Here is a 14418-nt window from a genome sequence, read left to right on the forward strand (position 1 = left end):
TCTGGCAGAAGCGCGGCGTAACCAGCCGCGTTTTGTCAGCCCAGAAATAGCTCCTGCGGCCTGCCGGGGGCGCCCGATTCAGACTGCGCCGGCAGCCTCGGGTTGGGTCCATGCAGCGACGACCTGCGCAAGTCCTCGCGCCGGTTGAAGCCAAGCGATCGCCCGATCGCATTGCGCCGGGAGACGTTGAGTTTCTCCAGGATGGTGTGGACGTGGTTTTTTACCGTCGCCGGACTGATCTTGAGCGACCCGGCGATCTCCTTGTTCGACAGGCCGTGATCGATCAGACACGCAATCTCCTGCTCGCGGCGTGTCAGTGTCGCATTGGGTGGACTATGCGAATCGGATAGCGCGGCGATGCGCTGGACGAGCAGGGCTGCCAATGTCGGCGAGAGCACTGCCTGGCCCTGCAGCGCCAGCAATGCCGCCTGAGCCAGATCGTCGATCGTTCCGTCGGCGCCGACAAAGGCGCTGATCCCTGCCTCGGCACAGGCGAGCGCCTCGTCGTGGCTACCGACACCGAAACCGATGATCGGTATGCCGTCGAGCATCGGCACCAGCGTGCGCGACAGTGCCAGCGCGGTTGGCCTCGTCATATCGAGGAAAACAACGTCGGGTTCGTTGTCGGCAAATACGTCGAGCACATCGGTCGAGCCGGCGACGCAGATTGGCGCGAACGCGCCCGCGCGAGCAAGGCCCGCCGCGACGCCGTCACGATAAAGCAAGACGTCACTGACGACGATCGCCCGATGTCCAGCCTGTTGCGTCAAGTCAACGCCCCCGCCGTTCAAGCCGAATAATCGGCTCGGTTAATAAAGATTAACTCAGCATAATGACCGCGATTGTTCGCGATTCGTTGCATAAAAACGACCTGACTTCCGAATACTAATCGGAATTGGACGATTCGGAAAGGCCCTCATTAGCTTCGATCGGCTCATCTGTTGCGTCAGAGTGCCGAAATACAACCATTCTGAACCTAGTGCAGTCCATGAACTGGATCATTCGGTCCGGACCAGAAGGATTCCGGCCGGACGAAGCGAGCCGGCTCAGCGACCAAAAGCGAAAGCCGAGGCCGAGTCGACCTCAAGCTCAATGGTTGGATAGGGACCATCGCGGGGACCACCTTCTAGTCCGAAGCGCTCATGCGCGATTTGTGGCGTCTCCTAGCATCGGCCCACTGCATTGCGTCCGGGGGACGCGCCCGAGAGGTCCGATGCAAAGGATTCGCGTGATGCTTCGCGAAATGTCGCCGATGTTGTCGTCGCTCGTCGCCGAGCAGCTCGGCGACGTGGAGTTGGTCCAGCCGCGGCCGGGGGTGCCGCTGGAGGAGGCGATGGCATCCGGTGAGATCGACGTTCTGCTGATGCGCGCGGAGACCGTGACGGACTGCGAGGCCTTGCTCATAGACATCGCCCGCGCGGCCCCGATTGGCGTCGTCGCGATCAGTTGTAGCGGCCATTCGGGCACAGCCTATCGCCTCGACAGCCAACCAGTCGCCGCCTCGCCCGAAGGACGGCTCGATCTGATCGGCGCGATAGCCCTGGCCGCCGGCCGGCCAACGAGAGTCCGGCACTGATGGCAAAGCACCAGGCCTTGGCGGCGATCGGCGCCGCGATCCGCGGCCTGGTGATGGAGCGTTACCCGCGCGACGAATTCGACACGCTCGATGTCCAGCTTATCCAGTTCAGCGATATCGAAAAGGGCTTGGCGGGCGAGGGATTCGGCATCCTGTTGTGGCGCGTTGCAATCAACTTGCAGCGTCGCGCGCGCGGCCCGCGCACCGACATTTTCGGCAATCGCTTCCGACCGTCGTTGCCGGTCGATCTGAGCTTCCTCATTGTTCCCTATACCAATGATGCCGAAAAGCATTTGCGCATGCTCGGCTGGGTAATGCGCGCGCTGGAGGATGCCGGCACGCTGACCGCCAGCCAGCTCAACCATTACCTCCAGGAAAGCGACGTCTTCGCGCCGGAGGAGGATGTCGAACTGGTCTGCGACCCGCTCGCGATCGGCGACCATCTGTCGATGTGGGACCGCATGCGCAAGCACCCACCGATCGGCGCCTTCTATCTCGTGCGTATGGCGTTGCTCGACAGCGACCAGCAGATCCACGAATATCCTCAGGTTGTCGAGCGCGACTTCCAGGCCGGAGCGATGGCCAATGGATGAGTTCGCCGATCCGGCCACGGTCGACACGGTCACGCTGGCGCAGCCGGTGGCGCTGATGTTCCGCGACGCGTCGGATCTCAGCCAGGTTACCGACGGCATCCAAGTCACCGTTCACGATAGCAAATTGCCAATGACCAAATGCAATTTGCAGGTGGTGCCGTCGGGTTGGTGGACCGCGCCGCGATTGCCCGGGTTCGCTGGCTGGCCTTCCGACCGCGACCGCAGCTTCGTTGTCGAAGTCAGCGACTCCTATGGCCGCTACCTGCCCACCCGCTTCGGCTTCGACATAGGCAAGGCGCCACCGGCGGTGCGTCCCGGAGCCCCCGGCGAGATCAGCCCTTGGACCAACTGGGCCGGCCTCAATGCCGCGCGTACCCGGCCGATCCGCCCCGATGTCGCTCCTGCGGGATACCAGCCCGATTACCTCCCGCTGTTCCCTACGGTGGCACGTGCCACGGCCGGCCCGCGCGCCGAGATCCGCGCGCAATTGATGGTGCTCGCCGCCGACGATTCGCTGCGTCCGGCACGCTGGGCGGCGATGACCGTGCAGATCGGTACCAAGATCGTAGGATTGGGAGTCGCCGATGCCGGCGGTGCGCTGGTCACCGCGTTCGGCTACCCGCCTTATCCCGCGCAGACGCCATCGAGTGGCCCGCGCCCGGCCATCAGCTGGCCCGCCAATATCAGCGTCTATTTCGACGATCTGGCTGACCCGCAGCCTGATCTCGGGATGATTCTGAAACAGCTCAACGGCACCGCGGCGACTGCGCTCGCCAGTCTGCCTGCGATAGCGCTGGGGCCGCAGGACCTCACTCTCGGCCAACCCCTGGTGCTGAGGACCGCGCTCTCGCCCACCGAAACCGCCTCCAGCCTGTACCTGAAAACCGCATGAGCTGGCGCAACTGAAGACGAAGGAGACGCCGAATGCCTGAATATCTAGCGCCGGGAGTCTTTGTCGAGGAAGTCTCTTTCCGCGCCAAGTCGATCGAAGGGGTGAGTACCACCACCACTGGCTTCGTCGGCGCCACGCGCTACGGCCCGCTCGATATCGAGCCCGACATCGTCACCTCGCTGGTCGAGTTCGAGCGCGTCTATGGCGGCAAGCAGAAGCTCGCCTTCACCGACGCCGGGCTGCCGATCGACAATTATATGTGGAACGCCGTGCGCGCCTTTTTCGAGGAAGGCGGCAAGCGGCTCTACATCGCCCGAGCATTCGATTTCGGCGTCGGTGGCGACGATACGCCGCAGCAGATCATCAACAAGATCGAGGCGAGCTACGCCAAGGTCGTGAATCCGGTGCCGCCGGCGAATGTCGCGATCCGCGCGCGCTTTCCGGGACTGGCCGGCCAGTCCCGTGTGCGGCTGATGTTCGCCGTTTCGCAGAACCGGTTGACGATCAGCGATGGCAGGGCCGTGCTGCAGGCCTCCGCCAATCGCGACGTGGTCTCGGTCACCGGCGCCGATGTCAATACCGTGGCCGGAGAGGCCAAGCTCTATGTCCTCAATCGCAACGACCAGAACGACACCTGGACGTTCGACGACGAGAGCGGACTCCCCGCCAACAGCTTCGAGCTCCAGCATCTTGCGAACCAGCCCACGGCCAAGGTGCAGACTGTCACCGCCACGGTCTATGTCGAACCGACAGTTGAGGGACTGCCGTTCTTTGCCGCGGCGGATCTCGCGCTCGACACCGGGCACCGGGTCGCCGGCAAGCCGGATTCTCTGTTCGACTATTTCGCCGCCGAGCCGGCCAATCTGTCGGATTCGCGGATGATCCCCATCGTCATTCGCGCGCTGACCGTCGACGAGGCGACGGTCGAGCGCGACAATGCCGCTGCGGCACAGACGGCTGCGGGAACCGCAGTCACCGATGCGGCGGCAGTGGTGGCGCAGAAAACGCAGGACCATCAGGACGCGCTCGATGCCCAGGCGGCGCTGCCGGGCGGTGCCACGGCGCAACAGAAAAAGGACGCGCAAAAGGCGGTAGACGATACGGATAAGGCTCTCAATTTGGCTAATGCGGCAAAGGCCGCGGCCGATACGGCCAAAGCCAATGCCGATCAGATCAAGGCTGCGGCCGATGCCGCCTTTGCCGCCGCCAATGTCGATGAGAGTCCGAGCGGCCTTGCGTTCCTGAGAGGGTATGTCGTTCCCGCACCGACCGCCAACCGCTTCACATTGGAGCAGCTGTTCGCTCTGGCCGATCCGACCAAACCCGACATCGTGATGGACGCGGCCTTCTATCTGACCGGCGGCAATGACGGAGTGATCCCCCGCCAAGCCGCCTATGAGGGCGAGGAAGATCCGACGACCAACCGCAAGTCCGGGCTGGTCGCGTTCGAGGATATCGAGGACATTTCAATCGTCGCCGCACCCGGCTCGACCTTCGTCGACACCGATGCACAGGCGGTCGCCAACGTGCTGATCGCGCATGCGCAGAACATGCGCTACCGGATCGCAGTCCTCGATTCGATCAAGGGTCAGTCGATCGCCGATACGCGCGCCTATCGCGCCAAGTTCGATAGTTCCTATTCGGCTTTCTACTATCCCTGGGTGCGCATCGTCGATCCGGAAACGGGTCAGGAGAACCATTATCCGCCATCGGGATTCGTGTCGGGCATCTATGCGCGAAACGACATCAACCGCGCGGTCTACAAGGCGCCCGCCAACGAAGTGGTGACGCTCGCCCTCGGCTTCGAGAAGCAGATCAACAAGGCGCAGCAGGAAGTGCTCAATCCTGAGGGGGTCAATTGTTTCCGCTATTTCGAGGGACGGGGGATGCGCCTGTGGGGCGCGCGCACGATGTCGAGCGATCCCGAATGGAAGTACGTCAACCTCCGACGCTATTTCGCCTATCTTGAGCGCTCGATCGACAAGGGTACGCAATGGGCGGTGTTCGAGCCGAATGGCGAGCGCCTGTGGGCGAACGTCAAGCGCACGATCAGCGATTTCCTGCTCAACGAATGGCAATCCGGCGCGCTGCTCGGCGACAAGCCCGAGAAGGCGTTTTTCGTCAAATGCGACCGTTCGACGATGACGCAGAACAATCTCGATAACGGACAACTCGTCTGTCTGGTCGGCGTCGCGGCGCTGAAGCCGGCCGAATTCGTCATCTTCCGCATCGGCCAATGGACGGCCGACAGCAAGGCCTGAGGGGAAGTACCATGGCTGTCAAACGCGACCGTCCCTACGTCCAGTTCAACTTCCTGGTCGACCTGGGCGACGGCAATACCGAAGGACCCGATGCCGGCTTCCAGGAAGTCTCCGGCATCGGCATGGAGGTGACCGTTTCCGAATATCGCACGGGCAATGCGCGAGAAAATTCGGTGATGAAGATCACCGGGCTCAACAAGATGAGCGACGTGACGATGAAGCGCGGCGTGATCGGCTCGCTGAACCTCTATCAATGGCTCGACGACATCCGCAACGGCAACCAAAACGCTCTGCGCAACGTCACCGTCCAGCTCCAGAACGAGGACCATACCGCGGTCGTCGCCACCTGGAAGCTGCTGCGCGCGCGGATCATCAAGAACACCAATGGCCCGTTCAACGCCAAGGGCACCGATGTCGCGATGGAAGAGCTGACGCTCTCCTACGAACGGCTGGAAATGGAGTGAGCCACGCGTGAAGCCGCTCGCCCGCCTTCCCGGCATCTATGTCGACCGCGTCGATCCGCCGGCACCCGAAGGATTGCCGCGGATGGACGTCGCGGTCTTTGTCGGGTTGGCAGCGAGCGGACCGGTGCACCGCGCGATAGCACTCGAAAGCGTCGCCGCGTTCGAAGCGGTGTTTGGTGATGATCTGCCGCTGGCGTTCGATCCGGGGCGAGGGGAGACGATCTTTTCCAACCTCGCGCGGAGCGTGCGGGCGTTCTTCTCGAACGGCGGGCGGCGCTGCTGGGTCGTGCGCGTGGCGATGACGGCGGACCTGGCCGACCTGTGGGCAGCGACGGCCAGCGGCGCGACGCGCTCTAGCTTCGCGCTGTCGGGCATCCTCGCCCGCGCGCCGACCAGCGGCGGGGCAGGCTCGACCGTGCGTCCGGCCTTGCTGGCGGCGCGCAGCCTCGGCTCCTGGGCGGACGAGACGTCGCTATCGGCCCGCGTCCTGCGCGAAAGCGTGACGATCGACGCTCCCAAGGCGCTCGCCGCGCGCGGCTTCACTTTCGTCGATCGCAACGGGCTCGCCGCCGGCGACATGCTGGAGCTTGCTGCGCGCAACGGCTCGTCGGTGCGCTACGCCAAGGTGGTGCGCGTCGACAGCGGCATTGTCTGGGCGCTGTGGATCGCCGGCTTCGTGCCGCTCGATACCGGCGGCGCCAGCGAGACCGGCCAGGCCCAGGTGGCGGGCGATTCCCGCTTGTACGACGCGACGATCACCGAGGGCGAGGTGACGTCGCTGACGATAACCGAAGCAGTGGCGACGAGCCCGCTCGTCCTCGGCCGCTGGGTCAAGTTCGAACGCCAGGGCAAGGCCGACTGGCTGATGATCGACCGGATCGATCCCAAGGACCGCAAGACCGCGATCGGCCGCGCCTGGCGGCAGGTCGGATCGCAAATGCCGCAAGGCGATTTCGCCGCGCGCCGCTGCACGCTCGAGATTGCCGAGAATGCCGGTGATGCGCGCAGTTCCACGTCAGGTATCGGGCTTGCCCGCGAGCACCCGGCGGCGATCCAGGCGGTGCTCGACGACGATCTGTTCTACGCCCCTGCCGACAGCCGCGCCGGCGCGCGTCGCGCCGCTTTCGCGCTGACCGAGGCCGAGCGGGTGCGGCTCGCCGCCGCGACGCCGCGGCCCGAGGCTGTATCACTGTTCGGCGGTCCGGACTTCACTGCCGCCGACCGCGTGGCGCTCCGCACCGGCTGGCTGCCGCTTGGGCTCGGCGCGGCGTTCGGCGAGCCTGCGCGCGCGATCCACTCGGACGCCGACGCGCTCGCGCGCGATGGGCTGGACGCGATCGACGAACGGCTGTTCCTCGATCCGCGGCTCGCTTCTCTCACCCTGACCGGGCTTGCCGCCGAGGCCGAGCGGTTGCGCGATCTCGAAGAACAGCAATTATTCGGAATCCACGCCGCGATCGACATTCCGAGCGATCTCTACTCGCCCGCCAGCCTGATCGCGGTGCCCGATGCTGCCCAGCCGGCGATCGCGCCCGCCGCCGACCGCCATCAGCCGCCTGCGCCCAAGCCCGGCGAGCAGGACCTGCCGCGCTGGATCAACCATCTCGACGGTTGTCCGCCGGTAACGCCCGTCGGCACGCTGACCGGCCCCGACTGGAGCCGCTTCCTCGACGGCGAGACCGAGGTGCTCGCCACGCCGGTCTTGATCGATCCGCCCACATCGTCGCCCGACGGTAATTATGCGATCGAATGGCAAGCCGACGTCACGGGCACGGTCTATGTGTTCGAGGAGGCAGCCCGCTTCGATTTCGCCGACGCCGCGGAGGTGCTGCGCGCCCCCAATGCGACCAGCTACGCGGCGACCGCGCGGGCCGAAGGCACCTATTATTACCGCCTCCACGTCGAGCGAGCGGGCAACACCAGCCAATATACCGCCTGTCGAGTGGTGGTGCGCAAGACCGGCATGGTCGTCGTCGCCGACGATAGTGACGCGATCGGCGAACGGTTGCGGCGGGTCCAGGTGCCGTTGCTTCGGCTGTGTGCCGCGACCCAGGATTTCTTCGCCTTGCTCTCATTGCCGCGCGATTTCCGCGCTGCCGAAGCGGGTGATCACGCACGAGCGCTGTCGAAACTTGCCCCGGGTTTCGGCGATACCGATGCCCTCGGTGCTGCGGAAAGCCGGGTGCTCAGCTACGGGGCACTCTATCACCCCTGGCTGGCGGCGCGGCAGGATCAGGGCCTTTCCGCCACCGCGCCCGATGGCGCGATCGCCGGGCTCTATGCGCGTCGCGCAACCGCCCGCGGCGCCTGGATCGCACCAGCGAATGATACACTAGCCGATATCCTGGGGCTCGACCCGGCGATTCCGGACGGCGACCTTGCTGGCCTCGATGCCGCGCAGGTGAATGTGCTCCGCCGCCTGCCGGCGGGCTTCACCGTTCTCGACGAGGACACGCTGTCCGAGGATGCCGATTGGCGGCAGGTCCATGTGCGCCGGCTGATGATGCTGATCCGCCGCACCGCGCTGCGCCGCGGGTTCACCTATGTCTTCGAGCCCAATGGCGACGTCACGCGCCGCGCCGTCGAGCGCAGCTTTTCGACGATGCTCGACGACCTCGAGACGCGCGGGGCGTTCGCCAGCGAACAGCCGGGTGGGGCCTGGCGGGTGCAACTGCCCGAGGCGGCCAATGATCGCGACGAGGGCAGGTTGACGGTCGAGATCGCGGTCGTGCCGGCCAACGCCCTGCGCACGCTCGTCCTGCGGCTCACCCAGGTGGGCAACCGCCTGACCATCGGGGAGGTCGCCTGATGGCCGACAACGAGCCCCTCGTCTATCCGTACACCAACTTCAGCTTTTCGGTGGAGATCTACCCCGACGGCGACAGCGCGCCGCTGGTCGGCGGCGCCTTTTCCGATTGCGACGGCCTCGAGATGACGATGGACGTCAAGACCATTCGCGAAGGCGGCGCCAACGATCGCGCCTATCGCGTCGCCGGGCCGGTCAGCTACGGCAACATCACGCTCAAGCGCGGGATGACCAATTCCTACGATCTCTGGAAATGGTTCCAGCGCTCGGTCCAGGATCCGGCGCTGCGCGCGGACGCCGAAATCGTGCTGACCGCGCCCGACGGCCCGCGCACCGAACGCGCCCGTTTCCAGCTCTATCGCTGCCTGCCGATCAAGCTGAAGGCCCCACCGCTCAACGCCAAGGACAGCCAGATCGCGATCGAGGAATTGCAGATCGCCTATGAGCGGTTCGAGCTCGGCCAGATCGCGGGAGGCGGCGCATGACCACCCCCGCGCTCGTCAAGGCCCAGCTCATCGAGATGAAGGAGGATCTGAAGTCCGAACTGCCGGAAGGCGAAGGCGGCAAGAAGATCGACGTCCAGTTCAATCCCGATTCGATGAAGGTCAGCTTTGCCAACCAGCTCGTCCAGCCGTCGGGCGGCGACCAGTCGGGTGGCACCAGTGGGCGCCAGTTCGTCGGCGCGGGAACGACCAAGCTCGCGCTGACCTTGTGGTTCGACATCACCCAGCCGGCCAAGACCCCGGTCGACGACGTGCGGCGGATGACCAAGGACGTCATCCACTTCATCACCCCGCGCAAATCGAAGAAAGATCCCAAGAAGATGACGCCGCCGGCAGCGCGCTTCGTATGGGGCAGCTTCATCTTCGACGGGATGGTCGAGAGCCTCGAGGAATCGCTCGAATACTTCTCACCGGACGGCAAGCCGATCCGTGCCAGCGTCGCCATCTCGCTCAGCCAGCAGAAAATCCTGGTGTCTGATTTCAGTGCCAATCCAAACGCGCCCCAGCGTCCCGGCCAGCGGCCGATGACCCCGGCGAAGCAAGGCGATTCGATCCAGGACATGGTCAGTGGCCAGGGCACGGGGGCCGGCGGCGCCTCGGGCGACACGGGCGGCGGGGGACCGGGCGGCGGCTGGCAGGGAGTCGCGGCGGGCAACGGCATCGAGGATCCGCTGCGGCTCCAGCCCGGCGCGCTGGTCGACCTCAGCCTGACCGCCGATGTCGGCGGCGGGTTCGGGGTGGGCGGCGCGGTCGGCTCGCCACCGGCGACCGGCGCCAGCCTGCCGTCGCTCAGCATCTCGATCCAGCCGCCACGCCCACAACTCGGCCTCGCCTGAAGGAGTCACTATGTCGGTCGTCATCAACGAATTCGAAGCGGTCGCCGAAACCGTTCCGCCCGCCGGAGGTGGTGGCGGCGAGGCCAGCGGCAGCAAGGCGATCAAGCCGCACGATCTAGTTCGCCCATCCTCGCGCATCGCCCGCCGCAAGGCGCGGGTCTGGGCGCACTGAAGGGAGATCGGACCGATCATGGCGACCGCCGTCCAGAGCCAGCCGATGCAATCCTCGCGGCCATCGATCGAGATCGACGGCAAGCCGCAGCCGCGGCTCGAGGCAGCGTTGGTCTCGTACGAGCTTGCCGATCGCATCGACTCGATGGCGCGTGCCGAACTGTGCTTCGGCAATTGGGGTGGCGAGGATCAGCCGGGCTTCCAGCATTTCGACCGCAAGACGATCGAGTTCGGCAAGGCGCTGGTGGTCAAGCAGGGCGACGCCAAATTGTTCGAGGGGCGGATCACCGCGATCGCCGCCGAATATCCGGAAGGGGCGACGCCGCAAATCTCGGTGCTCGCCGAGGACCGGTTGCAGGATCTCAGGATGACGCGGCGCACGCGCTGTTTCGCGCAAGCCTCGCTCGCCGATGTCGCGCGCTCGATCGCGCAGGATCACGGGCTGACGGCGCAAGTCGACGTCAATGCGCCGACGGTGCCGTTGCTCGCGCAACTCAACCAGAGTGACCTCGCTTTCCTCACCGACACCGCACGCCGTTACGACGCGGATGTCCACGTCGAGGGGCAGACGCTGATCGTCGCCGCCGCGCGCCAGTTCACCGCGGCGAAGCTCGCCTGGGCGGGGACGTTGCGATCGTTCAGCGTGATCGCCGACCTCGCCAACCAGCGCAGCGCGGTGGTCGCGGCGGGCTGGGACGTCGCGCGCAAAGAGGGAGTCAGCCACCGCGCGGCGAAGGACGCCGCCATTCAGGAAATCGGCCAGGACGATGCGGGCGGCGATATCCTCTCTCGCGCGCTGGGCGACCGCGTCGAAACGCTCGCGCATCAGCTGCCGGCCAATGAGAGCGAGGCGCGCCAAGTCGCGGAAGCTGCCTATCGTCACATGGCGCGTAATTTCGTCACCGGCGAAGGCGTGTGCGAGACCAGCGCGCTAATCCGTGCGGGTGCCAAGCTCGAGCTCGCCGGGCTCGGTCCGTTGTTCGACGGTACCTATCGCGCGATGTCGGTCACCCACCTGTTCGACCCGGAACATGGCGCGCGCAGCGAATTCCGCTGCAACCGGGCCGGGCTGGGACGCGCGCAATGAGCGGCGGGCTTCCCCATGACGAACGCCTCTACCGGCAATGGGACGAGCGCACGCCGCGCGGCTTTGGCGGGCTTTGGCACGGCGTCGCGCCCGCGACTGTGCTCGACAATCAGGACCCCGATGGCCAGGCGCGGGTCAAGGTGGCGCTGCCCTGGACGCCTGATTCGGGCAGCGCGCGCTACGAAGCCTGGGCGCGGCTGGCGACGCTCTATGCCGGCCCCAATTGCGGCAGCTTCTTTGTCCCCCATGTCGGCGACGAAGTGCTGGTCGCGTTCGAGCATGGCGACCCGCGCCGGCCCTATGTGCTCGGCATGGTGTGGAACGGCTCGGATTCGCCGCCGGAGACAATGAACCGCCAGAACACCCACAAGACGCTCAAGTCGCGCAACGGCGTGACGATCACGTTGCTCGATCAACAGGGTCAGGAATCGCTGATGCTGGAGACGCCGGGCGGGCAGAAGATCACGCTCAAGGACGGACCGGGGTCGGTCGAGATCGACGATTCGAACGGCAATTCGGTCAAGATGGAGACTGCCGGGGTCACCGTCACCGCCGCGATCAAGCTCACCGTCAACGCCCCGATCGTCGAGGTCTCGGCGTCGATGGTCAAGGTCAGCGCCGGCATGTCGACCTTTTCCGGCATTCTCCAGGCCGACACCGTCATCACCAACACGATCATCGCCGCGACCTACACGCCCGGCGCGGGGAACATCTGGTGAGCGCGCTCGACCACCCGGTCACCTGGGCGTCGCCGCGCCCGTTGTGGCGCGGCGCGGTGCGCCCGTCGCGCGCGCCGTCGATCCTGCGGTTCGCGCAGGACGACTTCATGGAGCAATTGCTCGGCCTGCTGGCGAGCGATCCGGCGGCGCTCGGCGGGCATGTCGCGCGCTATGAGACCTGGCGCACCCCGGCTTCCGCGCTGGCGACGACCGATCATGTCGAGCGCGTGCCGCTGCCCGCGCCGATCAGGCAGGCCCGTCTCTCGCGCCTGCTCGGCCGCGCCGGCGATCCGGCGCCGGTGTCGCCCGAGCCGGCCAAGACGCTCAAACTCTATCAGCCCGCCAGCCAGCGCTTCTACGTCGCCGCCGCCACGCTCGCCTGCGCGATCCCCGGTCTGCCCGACCGTACCCCGACCGGCGGGCATGAGCGCACCGGCTTCGTACTGCGCCGCTTGCTGCCGCGGACCACCCAGGTCGCCGACCAGGGCAACCTCACCGAATTCGCCTTCGTTAAGGCGGCCGACGGGTCGCGCTGGCAGCTCGTATCGGCGGGCGATCCGGCGCAGCTGGCGCCCGGTGAGGAACTGCTCCCGGTATTCCCGCTCACGCATGGCGACAGCGCGCAAGTGCGCCGGCGGATCTGGGGCGGGCTCGTGCCGGTCGGGCGGCGCGAGGAATATATGGCGGGCAAGGTCTCGCGCGATGTCGTCAGCCTGGTGGCCGGCCAGACCGATGCGCTGCGCCCGCCGCCACCGGCCCCGCCGCGCGACAGCACGATCGCGCGGATGACCGAGTTCAAGATGGACGTCGCCGAACCGTGGAAGATGATGATCCGCACGGCGCAAAAGGCCGCCGCCGACATCGCCGCCGATCCCGACGACACCGACAATGCCAAGGTCCCCGGACCCCAGCGCCGTCAGGCGCGGGCGCGCGAGGCGAACCTGAAACTGCAGATGCAGTCTTGGCTGATCCTGCTCGACTTCGCCAAATATCTTCAGCGCAATCTGTTGACCGTCTACACTGCGGTGAAGGGCAATTCCGCGGCGGGGCTGACGGGCGGCAAGCTCACCCTGTTCAACTGGCTCAAGCAGACGCTGCCCGCGAGCGATGTCGACGCGCTCAAAAAGGGGTTCCGCGACTTCGGCAGCGCGAGCGATGCCTTGCCCTATGATACCAGCCTGTTCGACGCGTTGCGCGCGATCATCGGCAATGGCGACGGTAGTGTCGAGACCCTGCTCGAGGCGGCGGAGACCGTCTATCAGGCGAATACCGACCCGGCGGTCAAGGCGCTGTGGCCCGGTTTCCACTGCCTGCTCGCCGGCGTGGGCAGCGACGGTTTCGGTGGTGCTGCCGCCGCCAAGGGGCCCTTTACGCTCGTCGCCTCGCTGGCCGACAAGGCGACCCCGCCGCTGCCCGACTACCCGGCCGACGCCGACCCGTCGGGTATTCTGACTGCACTTCCCGAACTCGCGCCGTCGGGAACCTTCGACATCAACGACATCGACAAGGTGACGGCGCTGGTCGCCCGCGCGCTCGATCGCAGCGACGAGAGCGGCGCGCGGCCGGTTCCGTTCGCACAGTCGCTGGCCGCGGACATGGAAGAGACGGCCGCGGACGCCGGCCTGTTCGTCATCCGCTTCGTTCACTTGAACGAGGATTGCGGCCCGCTTCACCCGCCGACCTTGTCCGAGCCCACCGAGCGGTTCCAGCTCGCGAGCTATTTCGACCCCGACGCGCCGGTCCGCCCGATCCGAATCATGCTACCCGCCGACACCAGCCCGGCGGGCCTGAGGAAGCACGCTCGCGGCACCGCGTTCGTCATGTCGAACATGCTGTGCGGGCAAGTCCAGCGCGCCAAGGGCATGGGGTTCATCGACCTGGTGCTGAGCGTGTTGCCCTGGCCGCTCAACAAGGCGCTGTCCAAGAATGACGGCGGCGGCTGCAAATCCGGCACTGTCGACATCGGGATGATCTGCTCGCTGTCGATTCCGATCATCACGCTGTGCGCTTTCATCCTGTTGATCATCTTCGTCTTCTTTTTCGAGCTGATCTTCGCCTGGCTGCCGTTCTTCATGCTGTGCTTCCCGGTGCCGAAGCTCAAGGGCAAGCAGGGGGGAGGGGGCGCATGACCAGTCCCTTCGGCAAATCCCTGGCCTTCCCGCCGCGTGTCGGCGCCAACGGGCGAATGTTGTGGTCCGAGGGCGAGGACAATATCCGCGAATCGATCGCGATCATCCTCAAGACGATGCAGCGCGAGCGCGTGCAGCTGCCGGGTTTCGGCGCCAATCTCGGCGGCTATCTGTTCGAGCCGAACAATGCCGGCACCCATGCCCGCATCGCGCGCGACATCGAGGTCGCGCTGGGCCAGTGGGAGCCGCGCATCGCGCTCGACGACGTCGCGGTCGCCCCCGATGCGGGCAACGCCGTCGTCACCATCAGCTATCGGCTGGTCGCCAGCGGTGCGGCCGAGAGCATCGCGGTCGCCGTGCCGCTCGGCGCACAATAGGGGG

14 protein-coding genes are annotated in these 14418 nt (G+C 66.1%); 13 read left to right on the top strand and 1 reads right to left on the bottom strand.

All coding sequences use genetic code 11. The annotated features are described in order from the left end of the window. Positions 1 to 35: 35 nt before the first annotated feature. Positions 36 to 770: a LuxR family transcriptional regulator gene (locus tag Q0L25_RS17715; RefSeq protein ID WP_296616574.1), complete on the bottom strand. Its 735-nt coding sequence runs from the start codon at positions 768 to 770 to the stop codon at positions 36 to 38. Positions 771 to 1231: 461 nt separating this feature from the next. On the opposite strand from Q0L25_RS17715, the gene Q0L25_RS17720 reads away from it, so the two are divergent. Genes Q0L25_RS17720 through Q0L25_RS17780 form a run of 13 tightly spaced genes read left to right on the top strand, consistent with a single transcriptional unit; the run spans position 1232 to position 14414 of the window. Beyond that, complete coding sequence (locus Q0L25_RS17720; protein WP_296616576.1) at positions 1232 to 1576, top strand: hypothetical protein; 345 nt, start codon at positions 1232 to 1234, stop codon at positions 1574 to 1576. After that, positions 1576 to 2169 (top strand): DUF4255 domain-containing protein, encoded by a 594-nt coding sequence (locus tag Q0L25_RS17725; protein WP_296616578.1) that lies wholly within the window; start codon positions 1576 to 1578, stop codon positions 2167 to 2169. Before Q0L25_RS17720 ends, Q0L25_RS17725 begins: the two co-directional genes overlap by 1 nt. Continuing rightward, entirely contained in the window at positions 2162 to 3061 is a 900-nt protein-coding gene (locus Q0L25_RS17730; protein ID WP_296616580.1) for a hypothetical protein, read from the top strand. The genes Q0L25_RS17725 and Q0L25_RS17730 overlap by 8 nt, the downstream gene beginning before the upstream one ends. 32 nt (positions 3062 to 3093) lie before the next feature. Next, complete coding sequence (locus Q0L25_RS17735) at positions 3094 to 5322, top strand: phage tail sheath subtilisin-like domain-containing protein (protein ID WP_296616581.1); 2229 nt, start codon at positions 3094 to 3096, stop codon at positions 5320 to 5322. Positions 5323 to 5333: 11 nt separating this feature from the next. Further along, positions 5334 to 5786: a phage tail protein gene (locus tag Q0L25_RS17740; protein WP_296616583.1), complete on the top strand. Its 453-nt coding sequence runs from the start codon at positions 5334 to 5336 to the stop codon at positions 5784 to 5786. 7 nt (positions 5787 to 5793) lie between these two features. After that, complete coding sequence (locus Q0L25_RS17745; RefSeq protein ID WP_296616584.1) at positions 5794 to 8595, top strand: phage tail sheath C-terminal domain-containing protein; 2802 nt, start codon at positions 5794 to 5796, stop codon at positions 8593 to 8595. Beyond that, on the top strand, positions 8595 to 9077 hold the full coding sequence (locus Q0L25_RS17750) for a phage tail protein (RefSeq protein WP_296616585.1): 483 nt from the start codon (positions 8595 to 8597) through the stop codon (positions 9075 to 9077). The genes Q0L25_RS17745 and Q0L25_RS17750 overlap by 1 nt, the downstream gene beginning before the upstream one ends. Then, entirely contained in the window at positions 9074 to 9931 is an 858-nt protein-coding gene (locus Q0L25_RS17755) for a peptidoglycan-binding protein (protein WP_296616587.1), read from the top strand. The genes Q0L25_RS17750 and Q0L25_RS17755 overlap by 4 nt, the downstream gene beginning before the upstream one ends. A 10-nt stretch (positions 9932 to 9941) precedes the next feature. Further along, entirely contained in the window at positions 9942 to 10103 is a 162-nt protein-coding gene (locus Q0L25_RS17760) for a hypothetical protein (RefSeq protein WP_296616588.1), read from the top strand. Positions 10104 to 10121: 18 nt separating this feature from the next. Beyond that, positions 10122 to 11189 carry a phage late control D family protein gene (locus Q0L25_RS17765; RefSeq protein WP_296616591.1) on the top strand — a complete coding sequence of 356 codons (1068 nt, stop codon included), beginning with the start codon at positions 10122 to 10124 and terminating at the stop codon, positions 11187 to 11189. Next, a complete protein-coding gene (locus Q0L25_RS17770) occupies positions 11186 to 11908 on the top strand; it encodes a phage baseplate assembly protein V (RefSeq protein WP_296616593.1) in 723 nt (240 codons plus the stop codon). Before Q0L25_RS17765 ends, Q0L25_RS17770 begins: the two co-directional genes overlap by 4 nt. Next, on the top strand, positions 11905 to 14037 hold the full coding sequence (locus tag Q0L25_RS17775) for a hypothetical protein (protein WP_296616596.1): 2133 nt from the start codon (positions 11905 to 11907) through the stop codon (positions 14035 to 14037). The genes Q0L25_RS17770 and Q0L25_RS17775 overlap by 4 nt, the downstream gene beginning before the upstream one ends. Continuing rightward, complete coding sequence (locus Q0L25_RS17780; protein WP_296616598.1) at positions 14034 to 14414, top strand: GPW/gp25 family protein; 381 nt, start codon at positions 14034 to 14036, stop codon at positions 14412 to 14414. The genes Q0L25_RS17775 and Q0L25_RS17780 overlap by 4 nt, the downstream gene beginning before the upstream one ends. Positions 14415 to 14418 lie beyond the last annotated feature (4 nt).

Source organism: Sphingomonas sp., from assembly GCF_024508665.1.
GTDB lineage: Bacteria > Pseudomonadota > Alphaproteobacteria > Sphingomonadales > Sphingomonadaceae > Sphingomonas.

What these genes read in the sequence shown, in the direction of transcription:
- Q0L25_RS17740 (WP_296616583.1), top strand. Translation starts at nt 5,334, where the DNA reads ATGGCTGTCAAACGCGACCGTCCCTACGTCCAGTTCAACTTCCTGGTC.
- Q0L25_RS17780 (WP_296616598.1), top strand. Translation starts at nt 14,034, where the DNA reads ATGACCAGTCCCTTCGGCAAATCCCTGGCCTTCCCGCCGCGTGTCGGC.
- Q0L25_RS17770 (WP_296616593.1), top strand. Translation starts at nt 11,186, where the DNA reads ATGAGCGGCGGGCTTCCCCATGACGAACGCCTCTACCGGCAATGGGAC.
- Q0L25_RS17735 (WP_296616581.1), top strand. Translation starts at nt 3,094, where the DNA reads ATGCCTGAATATCTAGCGCCGGGAGTCTTTGTCGAGGAAGTCTCTTTC.
- Q0L25_RS17730 (WP_296616580.1), top strand. Translation starts at nt 2,162, where the DNA reads ATGGATGAGTTCGCCGATCCGGCCACGGTCGACACGGTCACGCTGGCG.
- Q0L25_RS17720 (WP_296616576.1), top strand. Translation starts at nt 1,232, where the DNA reads ATGCTTCGCGAAATGTCGCCGATGTTGTCGTCGCTCGTCGCCGAGCAG.
- Q0L25_RS17765 (WP_296616591.1), top strand. Translation starts at nt 10,122, where the DNA reads ATGGCGACCGCCGTCCAGAGCCAGCCGATGCAATCCTCGCGGCCATCG.
- Q0L25_RS17760 (WP_296616588.1), top strand. Translation starts at nt 9,942, where the DNA reads ATGTCGGTCGTCATCAACGAATTCGAAGCGGTCGCCGAAACCGTTCCG.
- Q0L25_RS17755 (WP_296616587.1), top strand. Translation starts at nt 9,074, where the DNA reads ATGACCACCCCCGCGCTCGTCAAGGCCCAGCTCATCGAGATGAAGGAG.
- Q0L25_RS17750 (WP_296616585.1), top strand. Translation starts at nt 8,595, where the DNA reads ATGGCCGACAACGAGCCCCTCGTCTATCCGTACACCAACTTCAGCTTT.
- Q0L25_RS17725 (WP_296616578.1), top strand. Translation starts at nt 1,576, where the DNA reads ATGGCAAAGCACCAGGCCTTGGCGGCGATCGGCGCCGCGATCCGCGGC.